The sequence below is a fragment of the Pseudoalteromonas atlantica genome (genome assembly GCF_043641955.1).
In the GTDB taxonomy this organism is placed as follows: Bacteria; Pseudomonadota; Gammaproteobacteria; order Enterobacterales; family Alteromonadaceae; genus Pseudoalteromonas; species Pseudoalteromonas atlantica_A.
The window spans coordinates 595,880-619,811 of sequence record NZ_JBHZRV010000002.1; the positions used below are offsets into that span (position 1 = coordinate 595,880).

19 protein-coding genes are annotated in these 23,932 nt (G+C 40.1%); 4 read left to right on the top strand and 15 right to left on the bottom strand.

Annotated elements, in window-relative coordinates; translation table 11 throughout:
* Positions 1 to 564 precede the first annotated feature (564 nt).
* Positions 565 to 1,455, top strand: a complete 891-nt coding sequence (locus ACHUE3_RS06190; RefSeq protein WP_394191203.1) for a substrate-binding periplasmic protein — start codon at positions 565 to 567, stop codon at positions 1,453 to 1,455.
* A gap of 34 nt (positions 1,456 to 1,489) precedes the next feature.
* On the opposite strand, the gene ACHUE3_RS06195 is transcribed toward ACHUE3_RS06190, so the two are convergent.
* The 8 genes from ACHUE3_RS06195 to ACHUE3_RS06230 all read right to left on the bottom strand — a co-directional run bounded on the left by ACHUE3_RS06195 (position 1,490) and on the right by ACHUE3_RS06230 (position 14,724).
* Positions 1,490 to 3,361 carry a hypothetical protein gene (locus tag ACHUE3_RS06195; RefSeq protein ID WP_394191205.1) on the bottom strand — a complete coding sequence of 624 codons (1,872 nt, stop codon included), beginning with the start codon at positions 3,359 to 3,361 and terminating at the stop codon, positions 1,490 to 1,492.
* 9 nt (positions 3,362 to 3,370) lie between these two features.
* Positions 3,371 to 4,462, bottom strand: a complete 1,092-nt coding sequence (locus ACHUE3_RS06200; RefSeq protein ID WP_394191207.1) for a hypothetical protein — start codon at positions 4,460 to 4,462, stop codon at positions 3,371 to 3,373.
* Positions 4,463 to 4,524: 62 nt separating this feature from the next.
* Positions 4,525 to 7,596: a hypothetical protein gene (locus ACHUE3_RS06205; protein ID WP_394191209.1), complete on the bottom strand. Its 3,072-nt coding sequence runs from the start codon at positions 7,594 to 7,596 to the stop codon at positions 4,525 to 4,527.
* 398 nt (positions 7,597 to 7,994) lie between these two features.
* Complete coding sequence (gene prpF / locus ACHUE3_RS06210) at positions 7,995 to 9,164, bottom strand: 2-methylaconitate cis-trans isomerase PrpF (protein ID WP_394191211.1); 1,170 nt, start codon at positions 9,162 to 9,164, stop codon at positions 7,995 to 7,997.
* Between the two features lie 12 nt (positions 9,165 to 9,176).
* Positions 9,177 to 11,786, bottom strand: a complete 2,610-nt coding sequence (acnD, locus tag ACHUE3_RS06215) for a Fe/S-dependent 2-methylisocitrate dehydratase AcnD (RefSeq protein ID WP_394191213.1) — start codon at positions 11,784 to 11,786, stop codon at positions 9,177 to 9,179.
* A gap of 127 nt (positions 11,787 to 11,913) precedes the next feature.
* Positions 11,914 to 13,038, bottom strand: a complete 1,125-nt coding sequence (gene prpC / locus ACHUE3_RS06220) for a bifunctional 2-methylcitrate synthase/citrate synthase (RefSeq protein WP_394191214.1) — start codon at positions 13,036 to 13,038, stop codon at positions 11,914 to 11,916.
* A 25-nt stretch (positions 13,039 to 13,063) separates the two neighbouring features.
* Positions 13,064 to 13,942: a methylisocitrate lyase gene (prpB, locus tag ACHUE3_RS06225; RefSeq protein ID WP_058558954.1), complete on the bottom strand. Its 879-nt coding sequence runs from the start codon at positions 13,940 to 13,942 to the stop codon at positions 13,064 to 13,066.
* Positions 13,943 to 14,022: 80 nt separating this feature from the next.
* Positions 14,023 to 14,724: a GntR family transcriptional regulator gene (locus ACHUE3_RS06230; protein ID WP_394191216.1), complete on the bottom strand. Its 702-nt coding sequence runs from the start codon at positions 14,722 to 14,724 to the stop codon at positions 14,023 to 14,025.
* A gap of 255 nt (positions 14,725 to 14,979) precedes the next feature.
* On the opposite strand from ACHUE3_RS06230, the gene rsmF reads away from it, so the two are divergent.
* From rsmF to ACHUE3_RS06245, 3 genes are all read left to right on the top strand, one after another.
* Positions 14,980 to 16,416: a 16S rRNA (cytosine(1407)-C(5))-methyltransferase RsmF gene (rsmF, locus tag ACHUE3_RS06235; protein ID WP_394191218.1), complete on the top strand. Its 1,437-nt coding sequence runs from the start codon at positions 14,980 to 14,982 to the stop codon at positions 16,414 to 16,416.
* Positions 16,417 to 16,744: 328 nt separating this feature from the next.
* Entirely contained in the window at positions 16,745 to 17,314 is a 570-nt protein-coding gene (locus ACHUE3_RS06240; RefSeq protein ID WP_394191220.1) for a polysaccharide deacetylase family protein, read from the top strand.
* Positions 17,271 to 17,570: a polysaccharide deacetylase family protein gene (locus ACHUE3_RS06245; RefSeq protein WP_394191222.1), complete on the top strand. Its 300-nt coding sequence runs from the start codon at positions 17,271 to 17,273 to the stop codon at positions 17,568 to 17,570. The genes ACHUE3_RS06240 and ACHUE3_RS06245 overlap by 44 nt, the downstream gene beginning before the upstream one ends.
* On the opposite strand, the gene ACHUE3_RS06250 is transcribed toward ACHUE3_RS06245, so the two are convergent.
* The 7 genes from ACHUE3_RS06250 to pabC are packed head-to-tail and all read right to left on the bottom strand — an operon-like array spanning position 17,567 to position 23,920.
* Positions 17,567 to 19,417 (bottom strand): alkaline phosphatase D family protein, encoded by a 1,851-nt coding sequence (locus ACHUE3_RS06250; RefSeq protein ID WP_394191224.1) that lies wholly within the window; start codon positions 19,415 to 19,417, stop codon positions 17,567 to 17,569. The two genes, ACHUE3_RS06245 and ACHUE3_RS06250, sit on opposite strands and share 4 nt — an antisense overlap.
* Before the next feature lie 6 nt (positions 19,418 to 19,423).
* Positions 19,424 to 20,203, bottom strand: coding sequence for a TatD family hydrolase (locus tag ACHUE3_RS06255; protein ID WP_394191226.1), 780 nt, complete (start codon positions 20,201 to 20,203; stop codon positions 19,424 to 19,426).
* A gap of 12 nt (positions 20,204 to 20,215) precedes the next feature.
* Complete coding sequence (locus ACHUE3_RS06260; protein WP_394191228.1) at positions 20,216 to 20,542, bottom strand: PilZ domain-containing protein; 327 nt, start codon at positions 20,540 to 20,542, stop codon at positions 20,216 to 20,218.
* A gap of 18 nt (positions 20,543 to 20,560) precedes the next feature.
* Positions 20,561 to 21,448, bottom strand: coding sequence for a DNA polymerase III subunit delta' (gene holB / locus ACHUE3_RS06265; protein WP_394191230.1), 888 nt, complete (start codon positions 21,446 to 21,448; stop codon positions 20,561 to 20,563).
* Between the two features lies 1 nt (position 21,449).
* Entirely contained in the window at positions 21,450 to 22,076 is a 627-nt protein-coding gene (gene tmk / locus ACHUE3_RS06270; RefSeq protein ID WP_394191232.1) for a dTMP kinase, read from the bottom strand.
* 33 nt (positions 22,077 to 22,109) lie between these two features.
* Complete coding sequence (mltG, locus tag ACHUE3_RS06275; protein WP_394191234.1) at positions 22,110 to 23,105, bottom strand: endolytic transglycosylase MltG; 996 nt, start codon at positions 23,103 to 23,105, stop codon at positions 22,110 to 22,112.
* Positions 23,099 to 23,920, bottom strand: coding sequence for an aminodeoxychorismate lyase (gene pabC, locus ACHUE3_RS06280; protein WP_394191236.1), 822 nt, complete (start codon positions 23,918 to 23,920; stop codon positions 23,099 to 23,101). Before pabC ends, mltG begins: the two co-directional genes overlap by 7 nt.
* Positions 23,921 to 23,932: the final 12 nt, after the last annotated feature.

A 23,932-nucleotide genomic window follows, 5' to 3' on the forward strand; every position in this document is an offset into this window, starting at 1 on the left:
AACTTATTACTCCCATTGATATTTCTAGTTTAAATATACTTATTGTAAGCTCTTAACTCAGTTGCTTAGAGCGCTAACTACTCCTTATGCACCACGCCGACATCGGTGGTTCGAATCCACTCAGTCGTACCAAATTTATTACTCCCTGTGATGAATCTAATTTAATTATTCATATTGTACGACCGTAGTTCTATTGGTTAGAGCGCTAGCTACTCCTTGTGCCCCACGCCGACATCGGTGCTTCGAATCCACTCGGTCGTACCAAGTTTACTACTCCCTGTGATGAATATAATTTAAGGTGTTCATATTGTACGACCGTAACTCAGTTTCTTAGAGCGCTACCTACTCCTTATGTACCACGCAGACATCGCTACTCGGTTCTACCCTTTAAAGCCTCTTATATTATATTTATTTAATGCTTTGCAGCACTTCTGCTTAGATTTAATCTTATTGTTTCATTTTCACTTTTCATCATTGGCAACTCTAATTACATGAAACCTTGTTATAAGCGCATTTCAGTCTAAAATTTAACTAGTGGGTTGATAGTTATAATTAAGGGTTAAAGTGATAAAAAGCTTATGGTGTTTACTTTTATTTTGCAGCTTTACTAATGCAACTGCCCCACCTATCAGTTACATCAAAGGTAATGAGCTCATTACTGTAAAAGGACAGCAAACCAATTATGGATATGGATACAATTTAGACGCCGATGAAGTGCTCAGATTAGTAACCTTAAACTGGCCACCCTATATTGATGAATCTCTATGTGATTTTGGCTGGGTTTTTCAAGTCACTGTTGAAATGCTTATTTCACAAGGCTATGGCGTAGATGTTGAGTTTTACCCTTGGGCACGTGCTGTAAGAGAAGCTGAGCTAGGTAAAGCTGATATTTTATTTCCAGAATATTTTATTGATGACGCAACTGCGTCGGATAACGTGCCAAATAAAACACGTAATCAGCTACTGGCTCTATCTGAACCAATTCCCGGTGGAGATTTATCACTTATTACGCTAAAAGATAATAACATTCAGTATGATGGCTCACTCAATTCGATTAAGAACGAAGTCATAGGTGTTGTTAGGGCTTATAAGAACACTGTTGAACTAGATAATTTGATTGATAATAATCAGATCTCTACGATAGTCGTAAATAATGAATTTCAGCTCGCTAGATTATTATTAAGTAAACGGGTTACTTTGATAGTGGCTGATCTTGACTCACTGCTAGCCAGTGTTGAAAAATCACCTATCTCTGCCAATCAAAAACAAATTATTAACAGCTCACTAGTAGCGTTAATGCCCAGCTTAGAATATAAATACTTGCATTACTCCGTTAGTAAGAAAAAAGCAAACTGGAGGTCAGTATTACAAGCTATAAACAAAAAAATTGAATCAATGAAGCAAAACAGAACATTTGAGAAGCAAATAAAAGAATCAGGTGAACGATGTAAGTAGATCACTTAATAGCTTAAGTGATCTACTTTTTATATTAAAATAAAGATTCAAAAGTACCATCAGGGAATAAAATACCAGGAGCCCCTCTTACTGCGGTAACATCGGCAATTTGCGTGTCACCAAAGTAAAGTCCACCACTAAAATTACGTCCTTTTTGCTTAATATCAAGCCATCGGCCGTGTTGTCCTTTTATAACTGCATTGATATTTTCACCGACCTGACGAATAGCAATATCTAATGGCTGTTGGTCTAGCGTAACAAATATGTTTGCATTGTTAAGCTCATCCAATTTATTCATATCTCCAGCGTAGGCCATTTTAAACCCAGGCGCACCATTTAGAGGCATATCTAACAGTAAAGAAAATGCAATATTTGCCGTCTCTTCGTTTATAAAAGGTGTTTTTTCAATTGCTTGAAAAGTAATTCCTGTCGTTTGAATATCTGAAGAAATTACACCTTCAAAATCAAAACCTGATACGACAGTCAACAATTCCTCAAATGGACTGACAAACCTATCAATATCAGCTGTAATTTTGCCTTGTACTTGACTCCCCTCTTTCTCAAGCATCATTGTAGTTGTCACTTTTGCAATGCCAGTTACTTCATCTTGATTAAAATTAAAAGGGTCGTCAGTTCCATCAAAATCTAAAGTTAACTCGGAAACGTCAACGGTAAGCTCTGTCATGCCTCGGGCCACTTTAGCACTTATTTCGCCATTGATTTGATTGCCTAATACGCTGCTTATTTGCCACTTAGGAACATTGATATCTATTTGTACTTGGTGATCATCATATTCTCCCGATATCTGCCATGTGAAGGGAGACTCTGCATAAATAACATCCAAGTTACCAATCTTGTATATGCCAGATTCTGTATTAGAGGCGGGTGAGAAATTTGATAAAACATCAAACATGGCATTCGTAAAGGCCAGCACTGTTTGCTGCGAATCATCATTTAGTAATGTCTCAGCCTGAGTTAACTTTTGAGTTAGTTCATCACTATACGTTTGCTCTTGAAGTCTAATTACAGCCAGCGCATCCCTTACATCATCTAATAACTGGCGAGAGTCCAGCGCTGGTACTGTTTGCTCTGTATCTTTTAGGCTATCTGCGTTTGCCAGCGAAAAAATACGTTGTTTTACTTGACCCGCAACCGTTTGTACAAGTTGGTTGCCTTTTACGTTCAGTAAATTTTCAGCTAGATATTGTTGCCCGTAACGCTCGTAAGCCTCAATGCTATCTTTGAATCCAGTTACTTGCTCAACTTGGGGATTTTCTGAATTGAGTTGCTCTTCAACTTGTTTAGCCTTTTGCAAAATCGCGCCAAATGTTAAGGCATTTGTCAGTATTTCGGCTTCTAAATTATCATTTAATTGGCTATGAGTAAGATGAAAGAACTCAGTTGCACTCAAACTGGCTAGGGTAAGGTCTAAGTTTTCAGCATTGCTTAGTGCACTTACCGGTGAAAGGTATACATTGTTATTTCCCGGAGCAGCTAAAAATTTAGCGGCATAATCCAAAGGTATATCCATCATTTCTTGATAATCAAGTCGTCGGTTACCATTTTCATCATTTGGATTGTCACGAAGCGTTCTGCCACACCCATCAAAACTCGGGCACGGAATTGATGTCGAATCTGAAATAAACTCAACCTGATGAAACTCTAGGCTCGTTAAATCTAGGGAGACTGAATTGATATCATCAACCAGCATCGTTGTTACTTGTGCTGTTTGCTGGTTTGTAATTTTTAATGTACCAGCAGGGCTTTGCCAAGGAGCAATATAAAAACTAACTTTAGACATTATTTGAGGTAATGAAATAGCATCTGTTGAAGCTGCATCATCAGATGAACCACCACACCCTAGAAGCACTGAAAGCAAGCACATAGGAATTATTTTTTTTATCATACTAGCCTCTTAAAATGCAAATTTCACATACCAACTCACATTCGCATAGTATGCTTTGTCGATATCTAATTGATCTGTTTGTACAGTAAAACCTAGGTAGTCGTTTTCGATTCCTACCAATACAGCTTCGCTATTTGTTTCATATCCGGTGTATGCTGACCAATGATCCCAAAAATGAACCGCAGCTTTTAATTGAACAAATGTATCTTTGTCGTAACGTTTAAATCTAACTTGCGTAGAGTATTTATCACTCAGTCTGTAATCGATATACGCTTTGAAACGCGTCGCCATTTCAAAAGTGTGTGTTTTTTCGTGTCCAAGCTCAGAAGTAGCTAAACGAATAGTTGGTTGAGACACGATTCCACCGTCTGCAGTTTCACTAAATGGAACCTCAGTTGTATAACCATTTACGAATCCACTTTCTGCATATTCTGTTTCATAGAGTAAATCTTGAATAAGTAAACTAACTGATAAATCTTGGTTGATGTCCCAACTTGCGGCCAAGTCTAAACTGTAACCCACCCCTGATGGATTTTCGTCTGGCGTAAAACGTTTAAATAAAATATCTTTAGAAAAATAATAGTCCACTTCTAAAGCACCTTGGATTTCATCACTGTAGACAGTACCTTGTACTTGTGCGTCCTGAAAGTGCGTGCTAGCAAATACTGTTAACTTAGGAGTGATGCTAAGCGCATCAGACTCTAAAAATTTAAAATCATAAGACACAAATAAACCATTGGTTGTAGACTGTTTACCATCTAAATCATAAATGTAATCTCTTTCTTCAAAAGGCAAATCATTTTTTTCTGTGTGTAAATAGCGCGCAGTATCTGGATCAAAACTTAATACATAATCGAAACGGCTTTGATAACCTACTTTAAAATTGCCATAGCCTACACCTAACTCAAAAACGTTATAAGTAAAGGCACTGTCGCCAGATGTGAGTGGCGCATCAAAGTCATCAATAAATGCTTTAACCGGTTGTGCTTCAGTGTAAACTTCAGAATCTAATGTTGAGAAAAATTGGAAATCATTATTTGCGTGGATAAATGGGGAGGTTAATAATGTTGAAAATCCTAACGCGAGAATTTTTTTTTTCATACTTTTACCACTTGTTATTATTTTAGTCAGAGGGAGTGAATCACTCCCTCTTATTGTTACTTTTACTTAGACGAATCTAAGAAAGTAATATCTGTATAGTCGATGACTTCGCCATCAAAATATGTAACAGATATACCATTTGTTATTTCCGTGACCTGTCCGAATTCCATCTTCATACCGTTAAAATCGGCATTTACAGATCCTGAGAAGTCTTCACCATCAAGAGCACCAATAAACATCTGGTAACCAAACCCTGTATGTAATTGAATTTCTAATCCGTAAAAGTCTTCTTCATAGTTACCATCAATCGAAATAGTTGCAGTAAAATCAAGGTCCGAAGTTAATCCAGAAGCCGTAATTGCAGCTAGATTATATGAGTCAGTTCCTACTAACGAAAGTGTACCCACAAAACCAGAATCACCATCAATTATTTCTACTCTGCTCCAACCATTTACAGCCAATACAGTCCCATCAATCGCCGTATCTGAGTTAACCTCTTCTTCAAAGTCAATTGATAAACATGAGTCAGATTGCTCTTTAGAAATGGCTCCATAGTAAGCATCAACACAATCTTCTAAAGCATCACTCATGTTCGGTAGTGTTTCGATTTCAATAACCGCACCATCTTCACTTTTTATCATACCGCCAAAAGCAAAAATGAGTGCTTTGTTATTGATAGAGCCATTAACACTTACTGACTCACCTGTTACAGTGTTTTCTAAATCAAGCTCTAAATCGTCTTTATCGAAACTATAAGTCCAATCAGGGTAACGAGTAGAAACAACATCAGTACCTTCATCGCCGTAATCCCATGCTTCTGTTAGTACATCATAGATGACTTCTGAAATATCGAATAATGCCTGACCACCTGTTTTTGTGACTATTGTTGCGCTACGTGCTTGGTCTGTTCCAAGTTTAACTTCAACAAGTAGATTGAACTTATCAACTGTCATTTGCGCATTTGATTTAAGTTCTAACGCTGCTGCTAAACCAGAGCTTGCTTCATTTGACACCAAAGTCGCTAAATCAGAGCTATCGCTCGCAGTTTCAATTAATGCTTGCGCTAAATCTTTATCAGACTGTTCTGTAGCAATTTCTATAAGTGCATTTGCAGCACTATTTGCTTGAGTAGCTGCTAAAGATACACCTTGAGAAGCTAAGGTAGCTGCACTTGCAGCAGTAATTGCACTTTCAGCTGACTGCATAGCAATCTCAGCATTTTCTTTTGTATCTAGCATCGCAGCTTCCACTGCGATTAGTGATGTTTGTAGTGCAGACTGTGATGATAAAACAGAAGTTCTAGCTTGGCTTAAAGCAGTATCTGCTGCAGATACATTATTTTTAGCTACTTCAATAGCAATGCCTAATGCTTCAACTGCTTCATCAGAACGTGTTACTTCCGCCTCAACGCCAACTATAACTGCGTTAATAACATCTAACTGAATACGTGCTGAAGCAACAAGGGCAGCTGAATTATCAATTAATTGCTGGTACTCATCACCTAGATCTGAAGCTGCAGACTCAATACCAACAGTAGTATTCACTAGCATGTTTAGCTCAGTTTGAAGTGTAATGTAACCCTCTTTTTTACCTGAAAGTGTAAATACACTTTCACTGTATGTAATAACTTGATCAGTCGTTTCAAGCCCTGCATCACCAAGCTCTTTCACTTTTTCAACTTCTGATACTCCAGCTTCAACAGCCAAAGTAGCGGTTTCCAATAAGGTCGTTTGCTCAGTAAGCGATGCTTCTAATTCCGCAGCAACTTTAGCAATTAAGTCATCACCCACATCACAATTTTCTTCACAGCCAATTTTTTCAAGAGAGTCTTTAACTTCTTTAGCTGTTTCTTCTAAATCTTCATCAAGACCAGCCTCTTTTGCTTTTGCTTTAACTTCTTCAACCGCTTTAGTTGCATTTTCTTTTAATTTTGCAATTGCTTCAGGGTCTGTGATACCTAAATTCTCGGCAACTTTAGCAAATGCTTCATCAACGCCTTCACCTGTAATAACGGCTGCAAAAATGAGGCTTGTATTCTCAACTGCTTTTTGTAATTCTGCTGCAATTTGTTTAACAGCATCGTTATCACTGTTTCCGACCTTACCTTCCTGCACAGCAGAAGAAAGGCTTGAAATCATATCACTTAATGAACCATTCGCTCCCGCACCGGCAACAGACTGAAGTGAAACAGCTGTTTGAATTAACGCAAGTGTTCCTGCATCTAACGAATCACCTTCACCGATATCAGTAAAGTCTACTGCACCACCTAATGAAATATCGCCCAGTAACCCTGCCGCTTTAACTGCCGCATCAGGTCCAATTACTTGAATAAGTGTTTTTAAACTCGCCGCAGCAATAGTTTCATCTGAGACAGCGTTACCGTTTTTAGCATCATCGACTAATAGCTTCGCTGCAATACTTGTATACAAAGTAAGGTTCGCTAAATAAGTGTTATTAGATGCATCATCACCTTCAGCAAAACGAGGGCTTGCTGCTTTACTTTCAGCTGAAGCCTCAGGTGCTTTGATAAACTTAACTACTTGAAGAGCTAAATCATCTTTGTACCACTCACCAAAATCGATTGCGGTGTCGCCATTGTTCACCATTGTTGCTTCTTCAGAGGCATCTGGCGCTGTAGTGTAAGAGCCACAACCAGTAAATGAGTCACACTTAACAAAGCTATCATCACCTTCTTTTGCCGTAGTTACGGTGATATTTAGAGGACCAGTGAACGTATCTTCAATAAATAATGTGTAACCACCATTTGCAGAAGTCATGACTTGTTCTGGGTTAGAAGCCACTATTTTTTCCATTGCACTTGCATCAGCATCTGCTTGAGACGTTGTAGACTCTGCTGAGAAGCTTTCATCTGCAGCTGCTAAACGGTATGCAACGGGAACAGTTTCACCCGCTTCATTAAGCGTCGTGACAGTTAGCTGTGCATTTTTTAAAGACCCCTTAACTGCTTTACCAGAAACTTGGGTATTGAAACTTGTTGTCACTTCAGCATTGTATACAGTTACAGGATCCGGCTTTGTATATTTATTGTCATTATCCGAACCACAGCCAGCCAAGCTAAGTGTGAGTGCAACAGAAGCCGCAATTGGGGTGTATTTTATTATTCTATTCGCCATGTAAATCTCCTTGAGCGCTTGTTAGCAATTAGCATTACTTAAGCTAAGAATACATTAATAAAGCCTAACGTTTAAGTTAATATTTTGTATCAAACTGTACATATTAATGTAATGAGCTGTTTAAAATTTTAGTTTCATAAACTTAACATTAATATATGACAATTTACCGCAAATTGTAATTTTTATTGCAATCATTAGTTAAGTAAATTGAAATACATATTAATGAATATTAAATCCGTACTAATCAGTAAGTTATGGGATAGCTAGGATGAGAAGTTCGTTACTAAGATCTACAGAGGCCACTTATAATAGACTTACAAGTCTAGATTAGGCCTTTTCGTTTACATTCATTAACAGTTGTAACATGTGCCTAAGAGCTTCTTAGGCACATTTAGTCTTTATTTTAGAGGAACGTGAACGACCCCTTGCATGATAATTCTTGAACTTCGACTCATACTGGCTTTTGTGACTTGCCAGTTATCATTAACAAACTTAGCCTTTGCGCCAACTTTTAAAGTACCCGATGGGTGACCAAAAGTAATTTCGCTTAATGCTCCGCCACCAGCGGCTAAATTAACTAAAGTACCGTCAATAGCAGCGGCAGTGCCTATTGCAACCGCAGCTGTACCCATCATGGCATGATGAAGCTTACCCATCGACATAGCCCGTACCACTAAATCGATATTGGAAGCCGATATTTCTTTTGCGCTTGATGCAGTGTAAGAGGTTGGCTTGTTAACAAAGGCTACTTTTGGTGTATGTTGACGCCCTACCGCTTCATTTATATTGCTGATCAATCCCATTTTAACCGCAGCGTGAGCACGAATAGACTCAAGCTTTTTAAGCGCAGCGTCGTCGTTGTTTATATCGTCCTGCAGCTCTGTGCCGGTATAGCCAATATCTTGTGCGTTAACAAAGACAGTAGGAATACCTGCATTGATCATCGTCGCTTTGAGTGAGCCAAACTCAGGCACTTCAAGCTCATCAACTAGATTACCCGTTGGGAATAATGCCCCATCCCCGTCTGCTGGGTCCATAAACTCAAGTTTTACTTCCGCTGCTGGAAATGTCACACCATCAAGCTCAAAATCACCCGTTTCTTGAACTTCGCCTTGTGTAATTGGTACATGTACTAAGATAGTTTTTTTAATATTAGCTTGCCACACTCGCACTACCGCTATCCCGTTTTGTGGAATACGCGCGCTATCAACTAGCCCATTACTAATTGCAAAAGCACCGACAGCTGAGGTGAGATTGCCGCAATTACCGCTCCAATCTACAAAAGGTTTATCAATCGCGACTTGGCCAAATAAGTAATCAACATCGTGATCGGGTTGTTCACTTTTACTTAAAATAACCGTTTTACTCGTGCTTGATGTTGCTCCGCCCATGCCATCGGTCTGCTTACCATAAGGATCGGGACTTCCAATAACACGTAACAATAAGTTATCGCGAGCCTCGCCTGCCACTTGGGCAGGCTCGGGTAAGTCAGTTAAATTAAAAAACACGCCTTTACTGGTACCGCCACGCATGTAGGTTGCTGGCACTTTAATTTGTCGTTGAAACATAAACGTACGTCCTTATGAAGCTTGTGTTGCTTCTAAAAAGTCTTGTGCGAAACGTTGCAATACACCGCCTGCAGCATAAATAGAGAGCTCTTCTTGCGTGTCTAATCGGCATTTCATTGACACAGTTAGCACTTCAGCATTCTTACGGGTGATCAGCAATTCTAAGGTTGCCCCTGGTGCTGGTTCGCCCTTAACGTCATAACTTTCGCTGCCATCAAGATTAAGTGTTTTACGAGTTGTGCCTGGTTTAAATTCAAGCGGCAATACACCCATACCAATTAAGTTAGTACGGTGAATACGTTCAAACCCTTCAGCTGCAATAACTTGAACACCAGCAAGCCTAACGCCTTTTGCCGCCCAATCGCGCGAAGAACCTTGGCCGTAGTCAGCCCCAGCTACGATTATAAGCGGTTGCTTACGTTGCATATAAGTTTCGATGGCTTCCCACATGCGTGTGTTTTCACCTTCTGGCTCTATACGCGCATAAGAACCTTGCTTCACTTCGCCGTTTTCATCCAATACCATTTCGTTCAATAGTTTAGGATTAGCAAATGTGGCTCGTTGCGCGGTTAAGTGATCGCCTCGATGCGTTGCGTACGAGTTAAAGTCTTCTTCTGGCACGTTCATCTTGGTTAAGTATTCACCTGCAGCGCTGCTTGCCATAATCGCATTAGAAGGAGATAAATGATCCGTTGTAATGTTATCGCCAAGTACCGCTAATGCACGCATACCTGTCATACTGCGCTCACCTGCTAATGCCCCTTCCCAATAAGGAGGGCGGCGAATATAGGTACTTTCTGGGCGCCAATCGTATAATGGGTCGTTATCTTCGCCGTAATCAACGGTTAAGTTAAACATTGGCTCGTATACTTTTCTAAACTGCTCAGGCTTAACACTTTGCTTGATTACTGCATCTATTTCTTCATCAGATGGCCATAAATCTTTTAAGGTTACATCGTTACCTTGCTGATCTTTTCCGAGGATGTCTTTTTCTATATCAAAACGAATGGTTCCGGCAATTGCATAAGCAACCACAAGCGGTGGAGACGCTAAAAATGCTTGTTTTGCATACGGATGAATACGGCCATCAAAGTTACGGTTACCCGAAAGCACCGCTGTTGCGTATAAATCGCGATCAATCACTTCTTGTTGGATTTTAGGGTCTAGTGCACCACTCATGCCGTTACAGGTAGTACAGGCAAAACCAACAATACCAAAACCAAGTTGTTCTAGCTCTGGTAATAAGTTTGCGTCTTCAAGGTACGATTGCACGGCTTTTGAACCCGGTGCCAATGAGGTTTTAACCCAAGGTTTGCGCATTAATCCTTTTGCATTAGCATTACGCGCTAATAAACCTGCAGCAATTACATTACGCGGGTTACTGGTATTCGTACAGCTAGTAATAGCGGCGATAATACACGCGCCATCTGGCATTAGGCCTTCTTCGTTTTCAACAACACCCGAAATACCTTGCGCTGCTAAATCGCTAGTAGATACACGACGATGCGGATTGGAAGGCCCTGCAATGTTGCGTCCTACGCTTGATAGGTCAAATTTAAGCACGCGGTCGTAATGCGCTGTTTTTAAGCTATCGCTCCATAAACCTGCTGTTTTAGCGTAGTTTTCAACCAGTGCAATTTGCTCTTCATCACGACCTGTTAAACGTAAATAATCAATAGTTTTATCGTCGATGTAGAACATAGCGGCGGTTGCGCCAAATTCTGGGGTCATGTTCGAAATAGTTGCTCTATCACCAAGAGTTAGTGCATCAGCACCCTCACCGTAAAATTCGAGGTAAGTCGATACCACTCGTTGCTCGCGTAAAAATTCGGTAATAGCCAATACAATATCGGTTGCAGTAATGCCCGGTTGGCGTTTACCGCTAAGCTCTACCCCAACAATATCGGGTAAACGAATGTACGATGCGCGCCCTAACATTACACTTTCTGCCTCAAGCCCACCCACGCCTACAGCAATCACGCCTAATGCATCAACATGCGGTGTATGGCTGTCGGTACCTACTAGCGTGTCAGGGAATGCAATACCATCACGGTTTTGAATCACTGGCGACATTTTTTCAAGGTTAATTTGATGCATGATGCCATTGCCCGGCGGGATCACATCAATATTTTTAAACGCGGTTTTAGTCCAGTTTATAAAATGAAAACGGTCATCGTTGCGTCGGTCTTCAATAGCACGATTTTTTTCAAACGCTTCAGGGTCAAACCCTGCATGCTCAACAGCCAACGAGTGATCAACAATTAATTGTGTAGGAACAACTGGATTTACTTTTGCAGGATCGCCGCCTTTCGCGGCAATAGCATCACGCAGGCCAGCTAAATCAACTAGAGCGGTTTGGCCTAAAATATCGTGACATACAACGCGTGCCGGATACCACGGAAAATCTAGGTCTTGCTTACGCTCAATAATTTGGCTAAGCGCATCGGTTAACATATCAGGCTCACAGCGGCGCACTAAGTTTTCGGCAAATACCCGCGAGCTATAAGGGAGAGAAGCGTAAGCGCCTGGTTTAATGGCATCTACTGCGGCCTGGGTGTCGTAATAATCAACATTTGAGCCTGGTAATGGCTTTCGGTATTGGGTGTTATTAATAATAGTCATAATAAATTCGCTAATTTGGTGACGGGGTTAATCAAGACAGGCTTTAGATTTGAAGGTGTATTGTTTGCATAATTAGCTAAAGCCGTAAAAGGTGAGTTGGTAACTCACCTTTGTATGGACTATATGTTTATCTTGATTCAATTGGCGTGTAGCTGCGCGCATCTGGCCCTGTGTAATCGGCACTTGGGCGAATAATACGGTTATTTGCACGTTGCTCTTTTACGTGTGCTGTCCAACCGGTTACTCGGCTCATTACAAAGATAGGCGTAAATAACTTAGTAGGAATACCCATAAAGTGATACGCCGATGCATGGAAAAAGTCGGCATTACAGAACAACTTCTTCTCACGCCACATAACTTCTTCACAACGAACTGATACCGGGTAAAGCAGATCGTCACCTACTTCTGCCGCTAACTTTTCAGACCATTTTTTAATAATTACATTACGTGGATCCGACTCTCGGTAAATCGCATGACCAAAGCCCATAATTTTATCTTTACGCTCAAGCATGCCCATCAGTGCGTCTTCTGCCTGATCGGCACTAGTAAAGCTCTCAATCAAATCCATTGCCGCTTCGTTAGCACCACCATGTAGTGGGCCACGTAAAGTACCAATTGCGCCAGTAACACATGAGTGAATATCAGATAATGTTGACGCACACACACGACCGGTAAAGGTAGAAGCATTAAATTCATGCTCTGCGTATAAAATAAGCGACACATTCATTACTTGTTCAAACAGCTCTGATGGTGCTTTGTCGTGTAACATTGTTAAGAAATGCGCGCCTACTGAGTCATTATCAGTTTGTGTTTCAATGCGAACACCATCATGAGTAAAGCGGTACCAATAACAAATAACACTTGGAAAAATAGCGACCATACGGTCGATTGCATCGTTTGCTTCGCTAAAATCGTTTTCCATTTCAAGGTTGCCTAGCATAGAGCAACCTGTGCGCATTACATCCATTGGATGCGCGTCTTTAGGAATGTTCTCAAGCACTGTTTTTAGTGCTTCAGGTAAACCGCGTAAGCTTTTAAGTTTAGCTTTATAATCAGCAAGCTCTGTAGTTGTTGGCAGCTCGCCGCGTGAAAGTAAAAATGACACTTCTTCAAACTGCGCTTTTTCAGCAAGCTCACTAATATCGTAACCACAGTAAGTTAAACCTGAACCGGTTTGCCCTACTGTACATAATGCTGTTTGTCCTGCTACTTGTCCGCGTAAGCCTGCGCCACCTAATGCTTTATCTACCATGATTTGTCTCCTGTTGAATTTTTTATTATTTGTCAGATTTTGCTGAAAAAAGGTTATCAAGGGTGTTTTCATACGTGTGATAATCTAAAAAGTCATAAAGCTCAGCACGTGTTTGCATGTTCTCAATTTGGCTTTGTTGAGAGCCTTCATTCAAAATAGCTGAATACACGTTTAACGCCGCTTTATTCATTGCTCTAAACGCACTTAACGGGTAAAGCACCATTTGCACGCCAACATCACTTAACTGCTCTTTTGTATAGATTGGCGTTTGGCCAAACTCGGTGATGTTTGCCAAAATTGGTACATTTAGCGCCTTAGTAAATGCTTGATAATCAGCAAGGTCATGCACCGCTTCAGCAAAAATGGCATCAGCGCCCGCTTCAACACAAGCCGCAGCGCGGTCAATCGCCGCATTTAGGCCTTCTTTTTGAAACGCATCAGTACGCGCCATGATATAAAAATCGCTGTCTGTTTTAGCATCAACTGCTGCTTTTATGCGGTCAACCATTTCGCTTTGGCTCACGATCTCTTTATTTGGGCGATGACCACAACGCTTTTGTGCTACTTGGTCTTCAATATGAAAACCGGCTGCGCCAGCTTTTGTCATTTCTTTTACGGTGCGCGCAATATTAAATGCGCCGCCCCAGCCTGTGTCTGCGTCAACCAATAAAGGTAAATCGCTAGCACCGGTAATACGGCGGATATCTTCAAGTACGTTATCAAGGCTGGTCATACCTAAATCTGGCATGCCGTAAGATGCATTCGCGACACCGGCGCCAGACAAATAAATTGCTTGGTGACCCATTTTTTCAGCCATCATGGCTGTATAAGCATTGATAGTCCCTACCACTTGCAGTGGCTGGTTGTTTGCTATCGCTTGTTTAAACTTTGATCCTGCTGACATTGCTGTCTCCTTTGAACGGTAACTGCTCGAGGCAGAGTTTATTTTTTAAATACTTTCTATGACAGTTTGACTGCCTTAAATTACTGCGCAGCCTTCTTTTGTGCTGCTAACAAATCGAATTTTGTTTGGATGTTTGCTTGCGAGGCACTGATATGGCGCTTCATTAATAACTCAGCCAGTTCACCATCATGGTTTTCAATGGCATTAATAATGGCTAAATGCTCATCAAACGCTTTAGACACCCGCGGCCCAACCATTCCCATTTGTACACGGTACATGCGAATTAGCTGGTATAAACCGTTACTTAATAAATGAATTAGATGCTCGTTCTTACTGGCTTTGATAATGCGATAGTGGAAGTCTAAATCGCCCGCTTCTTGGTAGTATGACTCGCCCTCTTTAACTCGCTGTGTTTGTAAGTGCTGGTTAAGTAATTGTTTTAAGCTTTTCACTTCATCAGCTGCCATATTGTCGGCAGCCAACCGACACGCCAAGCCTTCAAGTGCACTGCGAACTTGATACACTTCGATTAATCGCTCTGCAGTAAGTGCAACTACTCGACACCCTACGTTCGCCTTTCGTTCAATTAAGTAGCAACTCTCAAGGCGGTTCAGCGCTTCACGAAGCGTTGCGCGACTAACACCATAGCGCTTTGCCAGCTCAGGCTCTGAAATTTTACTGCCTTGCTCAATACTGCCTTCAACAATCTCACGGCGCATATCAACAAATACTTGATCCGATGCAGTAGTAATAAGCGTTTTGCTAAAAGCGTCTTGTGTCATTGATTACTTCTTTAAGATTGTCGACAATTTATGGTTACACTATGGTCTTTATGTGAAATTGTGTCAACCTTAAATTAACAAAAACGGCGCTTAAAACGAATTATTGTCGACATAAACAAACAAAATGTTATCTAAAACAACTTTAGTTTAGATATTAACCACCAAGTGTCGACAAGTCTTATAGCTAAATTTATGTTTATGAGTGCACAGCGAAAATGATAGAATACGCTTTTATTTTTCTTCGTGAGCACAGCCTTGAACGCCAACACGTATATTCCTCAACATTTTATCGATGATGTAGCTAGCTACTTACCTGCGCACCTAACATTAGATGACTTTATTAATGCGTGTCGCAAACCACTGCGTAAGTCTGTCCGTGTAAATACATTAAAAATGTCGGTTGAAGAATTTAAACTCGCGGCAGAACAAAAAGGCTGGCAGTTAACGCAAATACCTTGGTGTGAAGATGGTTTTTGGCTAGAGCGCCCAGCAGATGAAGAAAATGCCCTTGCCCTTGGTAATACCGACTTACATTTAAGCGGCGCAATGTATGTTCAAGAAGCAAGCTCGATGCTACCACCCATGGCTCTTAAAGAATCTCTCGTTGATGCCAAACATGTGCTTGATATGGCCTCAGCACCAGGTTCAAAAACATCGCAATTAGCAGCACTGATGAATAATCAGGGTGTACTCGTTGCGAATGAGTTATCGTCGTCTCGCTTAAAGGTGCTTAGTGCTACGCTAAAACGTATGGGCGTAGGCAATTGTGCCCTCTCACATTTTGATGGCATTGTATTTGGCGATTACATGTTCGAATGTTTTGACAGCATATTACTAGATGCACCTTGCTCTGGTGAAGGCACAGTACGTAAAGATGCTGATGCCCTAAAAAATTGGTCAATTGAGTCGAATATTGATATTGCTAAAGTACAAAAAGCGTTAATAAAAAGTGCTTTTTACGCCCTCAAACCCGGTGGCATATTAGTGTATTCAACCTGCACCTTAACTCCGCTTGAAAACCAACAAGTGTGTGATTATTTGCTTGAACAATTTCCTGACTGTATTGAAGCTCAAAGCCTCGCTAACTTATTTCCAAATGCAGAGCAAGCAACCACTGACGAAGGTTATTTACACGTTTGGCCGCAAACGTTCGACAGTGAAGGCTTTTTTATCGCCAAATTTAAAAAAGTTGCAAGTATTGATAACCCTAATCAAAAAATAAAAAAAGGGGCCTTCCCATTTCAGGCGTTTGATAAAAAAGCCAGCCAGAATTTTACTGCAACTATAAAAAAACAGTTTGGTCTGAGCCCACTACCAGGGACTTTAATGCAGCGTGATAAAGAGCTTTGGTTATTCCCAGATGGGTTTAATGAGATTGAAAATAAAATAAAGTACGCACGATTAGGCATTCAGTTAGGCATGATCCATAAAAACGGTGTACGGCTAACACACGAATTTGCCACTGTGTTCGGCGGGCATTGTATTAAAAATACCTATGCGTTATCTGATCAGCAAGCAAACGACTATTTTCAAGGTAAAGATATCCGCTTAGATGAAGTAACAAACGCAACTGATGAAGTGGTGTTAACTTTGTGCGGTTGCCCTATTGGTTTAGGTAAATGGCAAAAAAACAAAATAAAGAACTCACTACCACGAGATTTGGTACAAAATAGTCAACTAATCACTTGGTAAGCATAAGCTGTGAGTAAGTTGATTATAAATTATGCATTAAAATTTAAATTAACTAATTTTTTCATTCAAGCTATTGTTTTTAAAATAGTATAAAAATTCAACAAATGTTGGGGGTTTTTACATTTGTTAACTACACTTACTAATACTTTCTACTTCTCCCTTAACGAATAGAAGGTGCTTTTTAAAGTTAGCGCAGGCTCACCAAGAGCCACCCCTAAGCCCAGAACAATGCGGATTCGTTCTGGGCATTTTTTTGAGTTTAATATGCTTAAGTAGTATATATTTCGCCCGATTAATTTGTTTCCATAAAAGAAAAAAGGAAGCAAACATGCTTAAAGAAATACTCTTAATCTCTACCGCGCTACTTGTCATAAAAAACGAAGCAGCCGCTAATAACTACAAAGGCTTTGATTACCCAAACCAAGCCCAAAATGCGATTAGTATCACCTTTGATGACGCCCGCCACAGCCAAGTTGATACGGGGTTAGCAATTTTAGATAAACATAATGTCAAAGCCACATTTTATGTGTCACCTTTTAATGTTAAAGAGCGGCTAGCAAAATGGAAGAAAGCAGTGGCATCTGGTCACGAAATTGCCAACCACACAAGTTCGCATGTATGCACAGGTAATTTTGAGTGGCTGCGACAACAAAATCTTTCGCTTGAACAAACCACATTAAAATGGCTAGAAAATGACATTTTAGATGCACAAGTGTATATAAAAGATAATTTAGGGGTGTCTCCACGCTCGTTTGCCTACCCGTGTGGTAACACTTTTGTTGGTCGTGGTATAAAAACACAAAGCTATGTGCCGTTAATTGCTAAGCACTTTGATACAGGCCGTACTTGGCTAGATGAAACAGCAAACAACCCAAATTTCACTGACTTCTCGCAATGACTTCTCGCAATTAACGGGACTTAGAATCGATGGTATGAATTTCGATGAGATCACTGCAATGTTAGAGCAACTACGCACTAATAACAGTTGGCTTATTTTAGCAGGCCATGAGATAGGAAAAGGCGACCAATTTACCACGGATGAAAAAGTGCTTGAGCAACTAATTAGCTATATTAAAGACCCTAAAAATGGTTATTGGTTAGGCACTGTAAGTGAGGTTGCAGATTATATTAAACACCATAGAGGTGGAATTTAATGCTCTAAATCAAACTCGGTGATATGGCCATCACCATGAATTAGCTCATATTTAGTAAGGTTACCTTGCTCTAAGCTAATTAAGCTTATGGCGGAATCGCTTACCAAGTATTTTTGACCTTCGCCTACTGTTTGGTGTTTATCAACTTCCATTTGCCAACGTTTAGTAAAAAAGTTGAGTGGGCTTTTTGGGGCATATAAAATTGAATCAAGCTTGTCTAGAATATTAATTAACTTGCGTGGGAATTCGTTTTTAATGCCGCTAGCGGTGAGTTGCCATATACGATTAGGATGTTTACCAAAGCGTTTTTGCACTGAAAAGCAAAATGAGTAATGTACGTCGCCTGATAAAATAAGCGTTTCTTTTGGGGTGTCTTCACGGCGAAATGTATCAAGTAATTTTTTTGCAGAGCCTTCATGCGCCATCCAGTTCTCTACATCAACCAGTAATGGTTGACCGCAAATATTAAACATTGCTTGAATGGCTTCTATTGATTTAACACCAAAAACTGGCGCAGGCGACACGATAATAACTTGCTCATGAGTTAATAAGCTGTCTTCAAGCTCTGTCAGGCGCTCCCAGTCTAATAAGCCTGATGGTTCATTAAAGTTTTGCTCATTGCGCCAACGATGGGTACGCGTATCAAGTACCACAACTTTGGGCACGGTATTGAGCTCATAATGCCAATGATTAAACTCTAAAATGGTTTTATCAAAAGGCTTGAATTGCCATTGCTGGTCATTAGTAAAACTTTGTTGAAATGGTTTTAAAAGGCTCTTGGTTTTATGCCCTGCATCGTTACCAAACCCTTGAAATAACCAATAGCTAATTAAACCATTATTAACAATACGTCGGCTTACAGGATGCTGATAGATAACTTGCTCCCACCCTGCGGTTAGGTTCCAGTCATCGGTCACATCGTGATCGTCAAACATCATAAAGCTGGGTACGTTGGCAAATAGAACTTGTGCGTCATTCAAGCCATCTTTAAAGCCTGATAAGGCCGCTTTTTCATTATCGAATATTTGCTGATATTTCTCAGTACTCGCTTGATAGTGAATGCTCTCAAAATCGATTAACTGCCAAACAGATGGGCTAAAGTTTAATAAATATAGTGCTATAAACTCTTCAAAAAATACTAAATGGTTATCAGCTTTTAAACTTGAAAAATGCGGGACATCTTTTTTTAGCCAATACCCTACCCCAATTTTGTTTCGCTTTTGCCAAGGTACTTTGGGTAAATACAAATGGCGCTGATACAGCTGTTGTTGTAAATCTTCAGGTAAGTCTATGTCGAGCGGTTGCTCTTTATAAATACCCAGTATATCGATTAAGCGCGAAATCGCGATTAGCATAGCACCGGCTACATCATCGGCATAAACTTGATCCCCCGATAGCAGCAAAATATCAGCCCCTATTTCACTATCACTGCGCTTATCTTGCACAAAGTGGTTAGCGGCAACCAGGCTGTCTTTAGCTGGGTGATGTGGGTTTCGACACGAACCATGTAAAATTTGGCTTAGCGTGTTGGGGATTGCAAATTCTGGGGTATCTTTATTCGGGTAACAAAATGCACTGAGATCAATTTCTTTGTCGTTATTAAACAATCGGTAACTGATTAATTCATCAAAAGGAAACTCAATTCCGATAGGCTTTATAATAACGAAGTGTAAAAATAACTGCTCGCCTAAACGAACTGGCTCATGTTCACAATAGGTATCATACTGAGCAAGTTCGATACGGCAGTTAATTGGGCTTGAGGTTGCAAATTGAATGCAAACCTCGTTTATATCAGCGCGGCGCACCATTGGCCCCATTAAAAGTAGAGGAAGTGGTGCTTGGCTCATATGATGTTAACCCTGTTTTGCTAGATTAAATAAGGAATAAAAATTAGCCGTGGTCGCAGTTGCGAGCTCTTTGTAACTAATTCCTTTAAGTTCACTAATATAATAAGCCACATCTTGCACATACGCTGGCTGATTAGTTTTACCACGATAAGGCACTGGTGCTAAATAAGGTGAGTCGGTTTCGATAAGAAGTCTATCGAGTGGTATTTGTTTTACAACGTCTTTAAGCTCTACAGCATTTTTAAATGTAACAATGCCTGAAATCGAAATATAAAAACCTAAATCGATGGCTTTTTTAGCCATGTCCCAGTCTTCAGTAAAACAATGTAATACACCACCGCATTTTTCAGCGTTATGCTCGCGCATTAAGTTAATCGTGTCTTCGCGGGCATCGCGGGTATGAATAATTAATGGTTTTTGTAATTGATTTGCCACTTCAATATGGCCAACAAAACTTTCTTGCTGGATAATATGCGTGTCTTTTGCGTAATAATAATCAAGCCCTGTTTCGCCAATCGCCACTACTTTGTCGTGGCTGGCTAAATCAATTAAGCGTTGTTTATCAAGGGCATCTTTTTGATCAAGTGGGTGTACACCGCATGAAGCCGATACATCATTATAATCTTTTATTTTATCAAGCATGCTCGGGAATTGATCTAGCGTGACGCTCACACATAAAAAGTGCTCTACTTGTTTTGCGCGTGCGCTATCAAGTACTTGGTCTAGGTTTAAATCGAGTTTATCAAAATCGAGTCGGTCTAAATGGCAATGAGAATCTACAATCACGGTTACTGCTTACTACATGGTATAAGTTGGATTACCAGAGTTTAACATAGTCCCTAGTAGTTTTTCGATCTTCGCATTAAGGTTAGTTTTATCATCTAAAAAACTAATGCCTATACCCGGCGGATTGGAGCTTTGTGCCCCTTGAGGCGTGATCCATGTTACTTTGCCCGTTACTACATCGTCTTCAAGGGCATCAGGTAATGTTACTTTTAATGCCAGTGAGTGGCCCATTTCGTAACGCATATTTGTGCGTACAAATAAACCACCTGTTTTAAGGTAAGGCATATAGCAACGGTATAGCTCATCTAAATTTTCTAGGTCAACAAGTAACTCTTGCATAAAACATCCTAATTATTGTTATCTACGAAGTGAATACGCCAACTTCGAAACAGCTAAAGACAAATTAAGTCCTAACACTTGAGTACAGTTTTGATAAAAATCGTTTAAAGCATTCTGCGCTTGTTGATACGCATCAAATTCCATGCCAGCGATTAGTTGCTGCTTAAGTTGCTCAGTCAAAAATAAACAAAAAACCCGAACTAGATCGTTATCTTTATTAATAATATCCACTAACGAACTGAAATTATGACCTTGTTTTAGCTCAGTTGCAAATTTATAGAGATGGTCAATTGTTTCTAATTGCTCCTTTAGCTGCCACGCTTGCACTAACAAAGGTTGTTGATAAAATAAGCGAAGCCATGGATAGTCAATAATTTGTAAAGACGCAAGCCAATGTTTAGCCTCTTGAACATCGCCAACCTCAACATCTATTTTAGTGCAGCGACTTAAAATTGTTGCGGGCAATTGTGATGCTGCATTAGTCGTTAATAATAAAAAACGCTGTGAACTTGGCTCTTCAAGCGTTTTTAATAGTGCATTTGACGCCGCCGTGGTCATTTTGTGGCAATCTTTTATTATCACTACTTTATTGCCATTTTGCGCAGCTGAGTGACTCATAAAGTGGCTCACATTACGAATATCATCAACGCCGATACTTTGCCCTTCAATTACTACATTAAATTTATCTGGGTGTGTGCCTGCCTGATTCAACTGGCAACTTTTACATTGTCCACACGGCTGAACACCGTTTGGTTGTTGGCACAATAACGCATTAGCAAGCTGTTCAACTAAGGCTGTTTTACCAACACCTTGTTGACCATTAAATAATTGACCATGATGAAACCGCCCAGCAGCAAAGCTGGTACTCAGTTGTTGTTCAATTTCGTTGAGCCATGGGTAAGTCATATTAATTGTTACTTTGCAAAAACTGCTCTAAAACAGCAATAATATCATTATGAACTTGCGCCATTGTTTGATTAGCATTGACCGTTTTAATTGAATCATCATTTTCAGCAAGCTCTAAGTAGCGAGTGCGTGTACGCTGAAAAAAGCTCAGCGCTTCTTGCTCAATTCTATCCAATTCACCACGACCTTTCGCTCGAGCTAAACCAATTGATGGCTCAATGTCTAAATAAATAGTTAAATCAGGCTTTAGTCCTTTCAAAACGATATCTGAAAGTGCAGATAAAGTTGAATGCGCTATCTCGCGCCCACCGCCTTGATACGCTTGTGACGATAAGTCATGACGGTCGCCAAGTACCCACTGGTCGTTATTCAGTGCTGGGCGAATCACATTATTAACGAGTTGAGAACGCGCGGCATACATGATCAACAATTCAGTTTCGCTGGCTATGGTCTCTTGGTGATTCGCTTTTACCAAACTACGAAGTTGCTCAGCAAGCGGGGTACCACCTGGCTCTCGTACATTGATAAAATTAACATTATGCTGAGCTAAAAACTGCTGACAAATTGAAATAGCAGTTGATTTACCTGCTCCTTCTAGCCCTTCAATCACAATAAATTTTGCTGTCATGGTATCTCTTTTAATTATTCAGGTTGCAACTGGCTAGTTACTTAATTGTTTTTGATAACGTAAGTAATCTTGCACAGCTTTATTATGTGCTTTGAGTGTTTTTGAAAATTGATGACTGCCATCGCCTTTCGCAACAAAATACACATAATCAGATTCAGGTGGGTTGACCGCTGCTAAAATCGCCGCTTTGGATGGCATCGCAATGGGTGTTGGCGGTAGACCATTTATTTTATAAGTATTATACGGTGTGTAACTGGTTAGGTCTTTGCGTTTAATATCACCATCATACGCAGTACCTAAGCCATAGATTACTGTAGGGTCGGTTTGTAGACGCATCTTTGAATTGAGCCGATTAGTAAATACAGATGCTATCATAGGCCTTTCACTGGCAAGGCCAGTCTCTTTTTCAATGATTGAGGCCATGATCAAGGCTTCGTACGCAGAATCAATTGGCAAATTATCAGCGCGTTGCTGCCAAGCATCAGTTAAAACCTGTTTCATTAAAACGTGTGCTCGCTTGAGCAATAAGCTTGCACTATCACCAGCATGGTAGTGATATGTATCCGGGTATAACCAACCTTCTAAATGCTGATCTGAACCTATAATTTGTTGGCTCAAATTATCAAAGTTTAAATCTTGGTTTAAATTAGCAGCTTTTCCAATTGTAGCGAGCACATCGCGTAATGTTTGCCCTTCGATAATTGTAAAACTAAAGCTAACTTGTTCACCCTCATTTATACGCCTAATATTATCAATTACACTACCTTGGTTTAGCTCATAAAGGCCCGCTTTCAAATCAGTAAGGCTAGGGTCCAATTTTGCAACTATTTGATACTTAAAGCAGCTATCTAGCCATTTTTTTGCCTGCCACTGCTGGCATAACTTATTAAACCCAGTGCCATTTTTTACTTCAAATTGGGTATTGGCAGGAACAGCTAATGTGCTATTAATGGTTGCTTGTAATTGTTGATAGCCTATCCCTGTTGTTATCAAGGCTAAAGCTATAATACTTATTATCACTTTTAACACGTAAACTCCTTGGCGATTAAACCATTTAATACGCTTAAACTATTATTAATATCAAAGTCAGCATTATCAATCGCTTTTACTGGTATAACGCCCATTAAACTATTACAGACAAACACCGCATCCATTTGTGTTAATTGCTCTAATGTTAAGTTCACAAACTCAATGGGCAATTTAGCACATAACGATTGCAGGTAAACTCCTTTAATTCCACACTCATTAAGTAAAGGGGTAAAGACCCGCCCACTTTTAACTGCAAATACATTGGCTGCTGAGGTTTCTATAACATTGTTTTGATAATCAAGAACCAATACATCATCACAATCTTGTGTTTGCATGGCTTGTTTGATCATTACTTGCTCTAACCTGTTTAATGTTTTTAGCCCTGCAAGTAATGGTTGAGATGCTAATTTAATGGGGCTAACAGCTAAGCTAAGGCCTTTTGAACCCAGTGCTTCGTAATGAGATGGAAAATCAACAACACTGAGCACAATGTTTAATAACGGCTGTTCTGGTAAACCGTATCCTCGACCACCTTCGCCCCGCGTAACGAGCACTTTAAGAACAGCACATTCTTGTGTTGCAATAAGTTGGTTGATTTCGGCTTCGAGTTCAATAAACTCTATTTCAGGAAATGCTAAGCGGCTTGCACACTCAATTAATCTCGCACGATGTAGTGACCAATGCTCTACATTGCCGCCAACAATCTTTGCTGTAGTAAAAAAGCCATCGCCATAGTTTATGCCGCGATCACGACTGCTAACAACGCTAGGCTGTTCAGTGATTATGTTTTGTTGTATTAGCTGTTTATTCTGCATATAAAAAAGCCC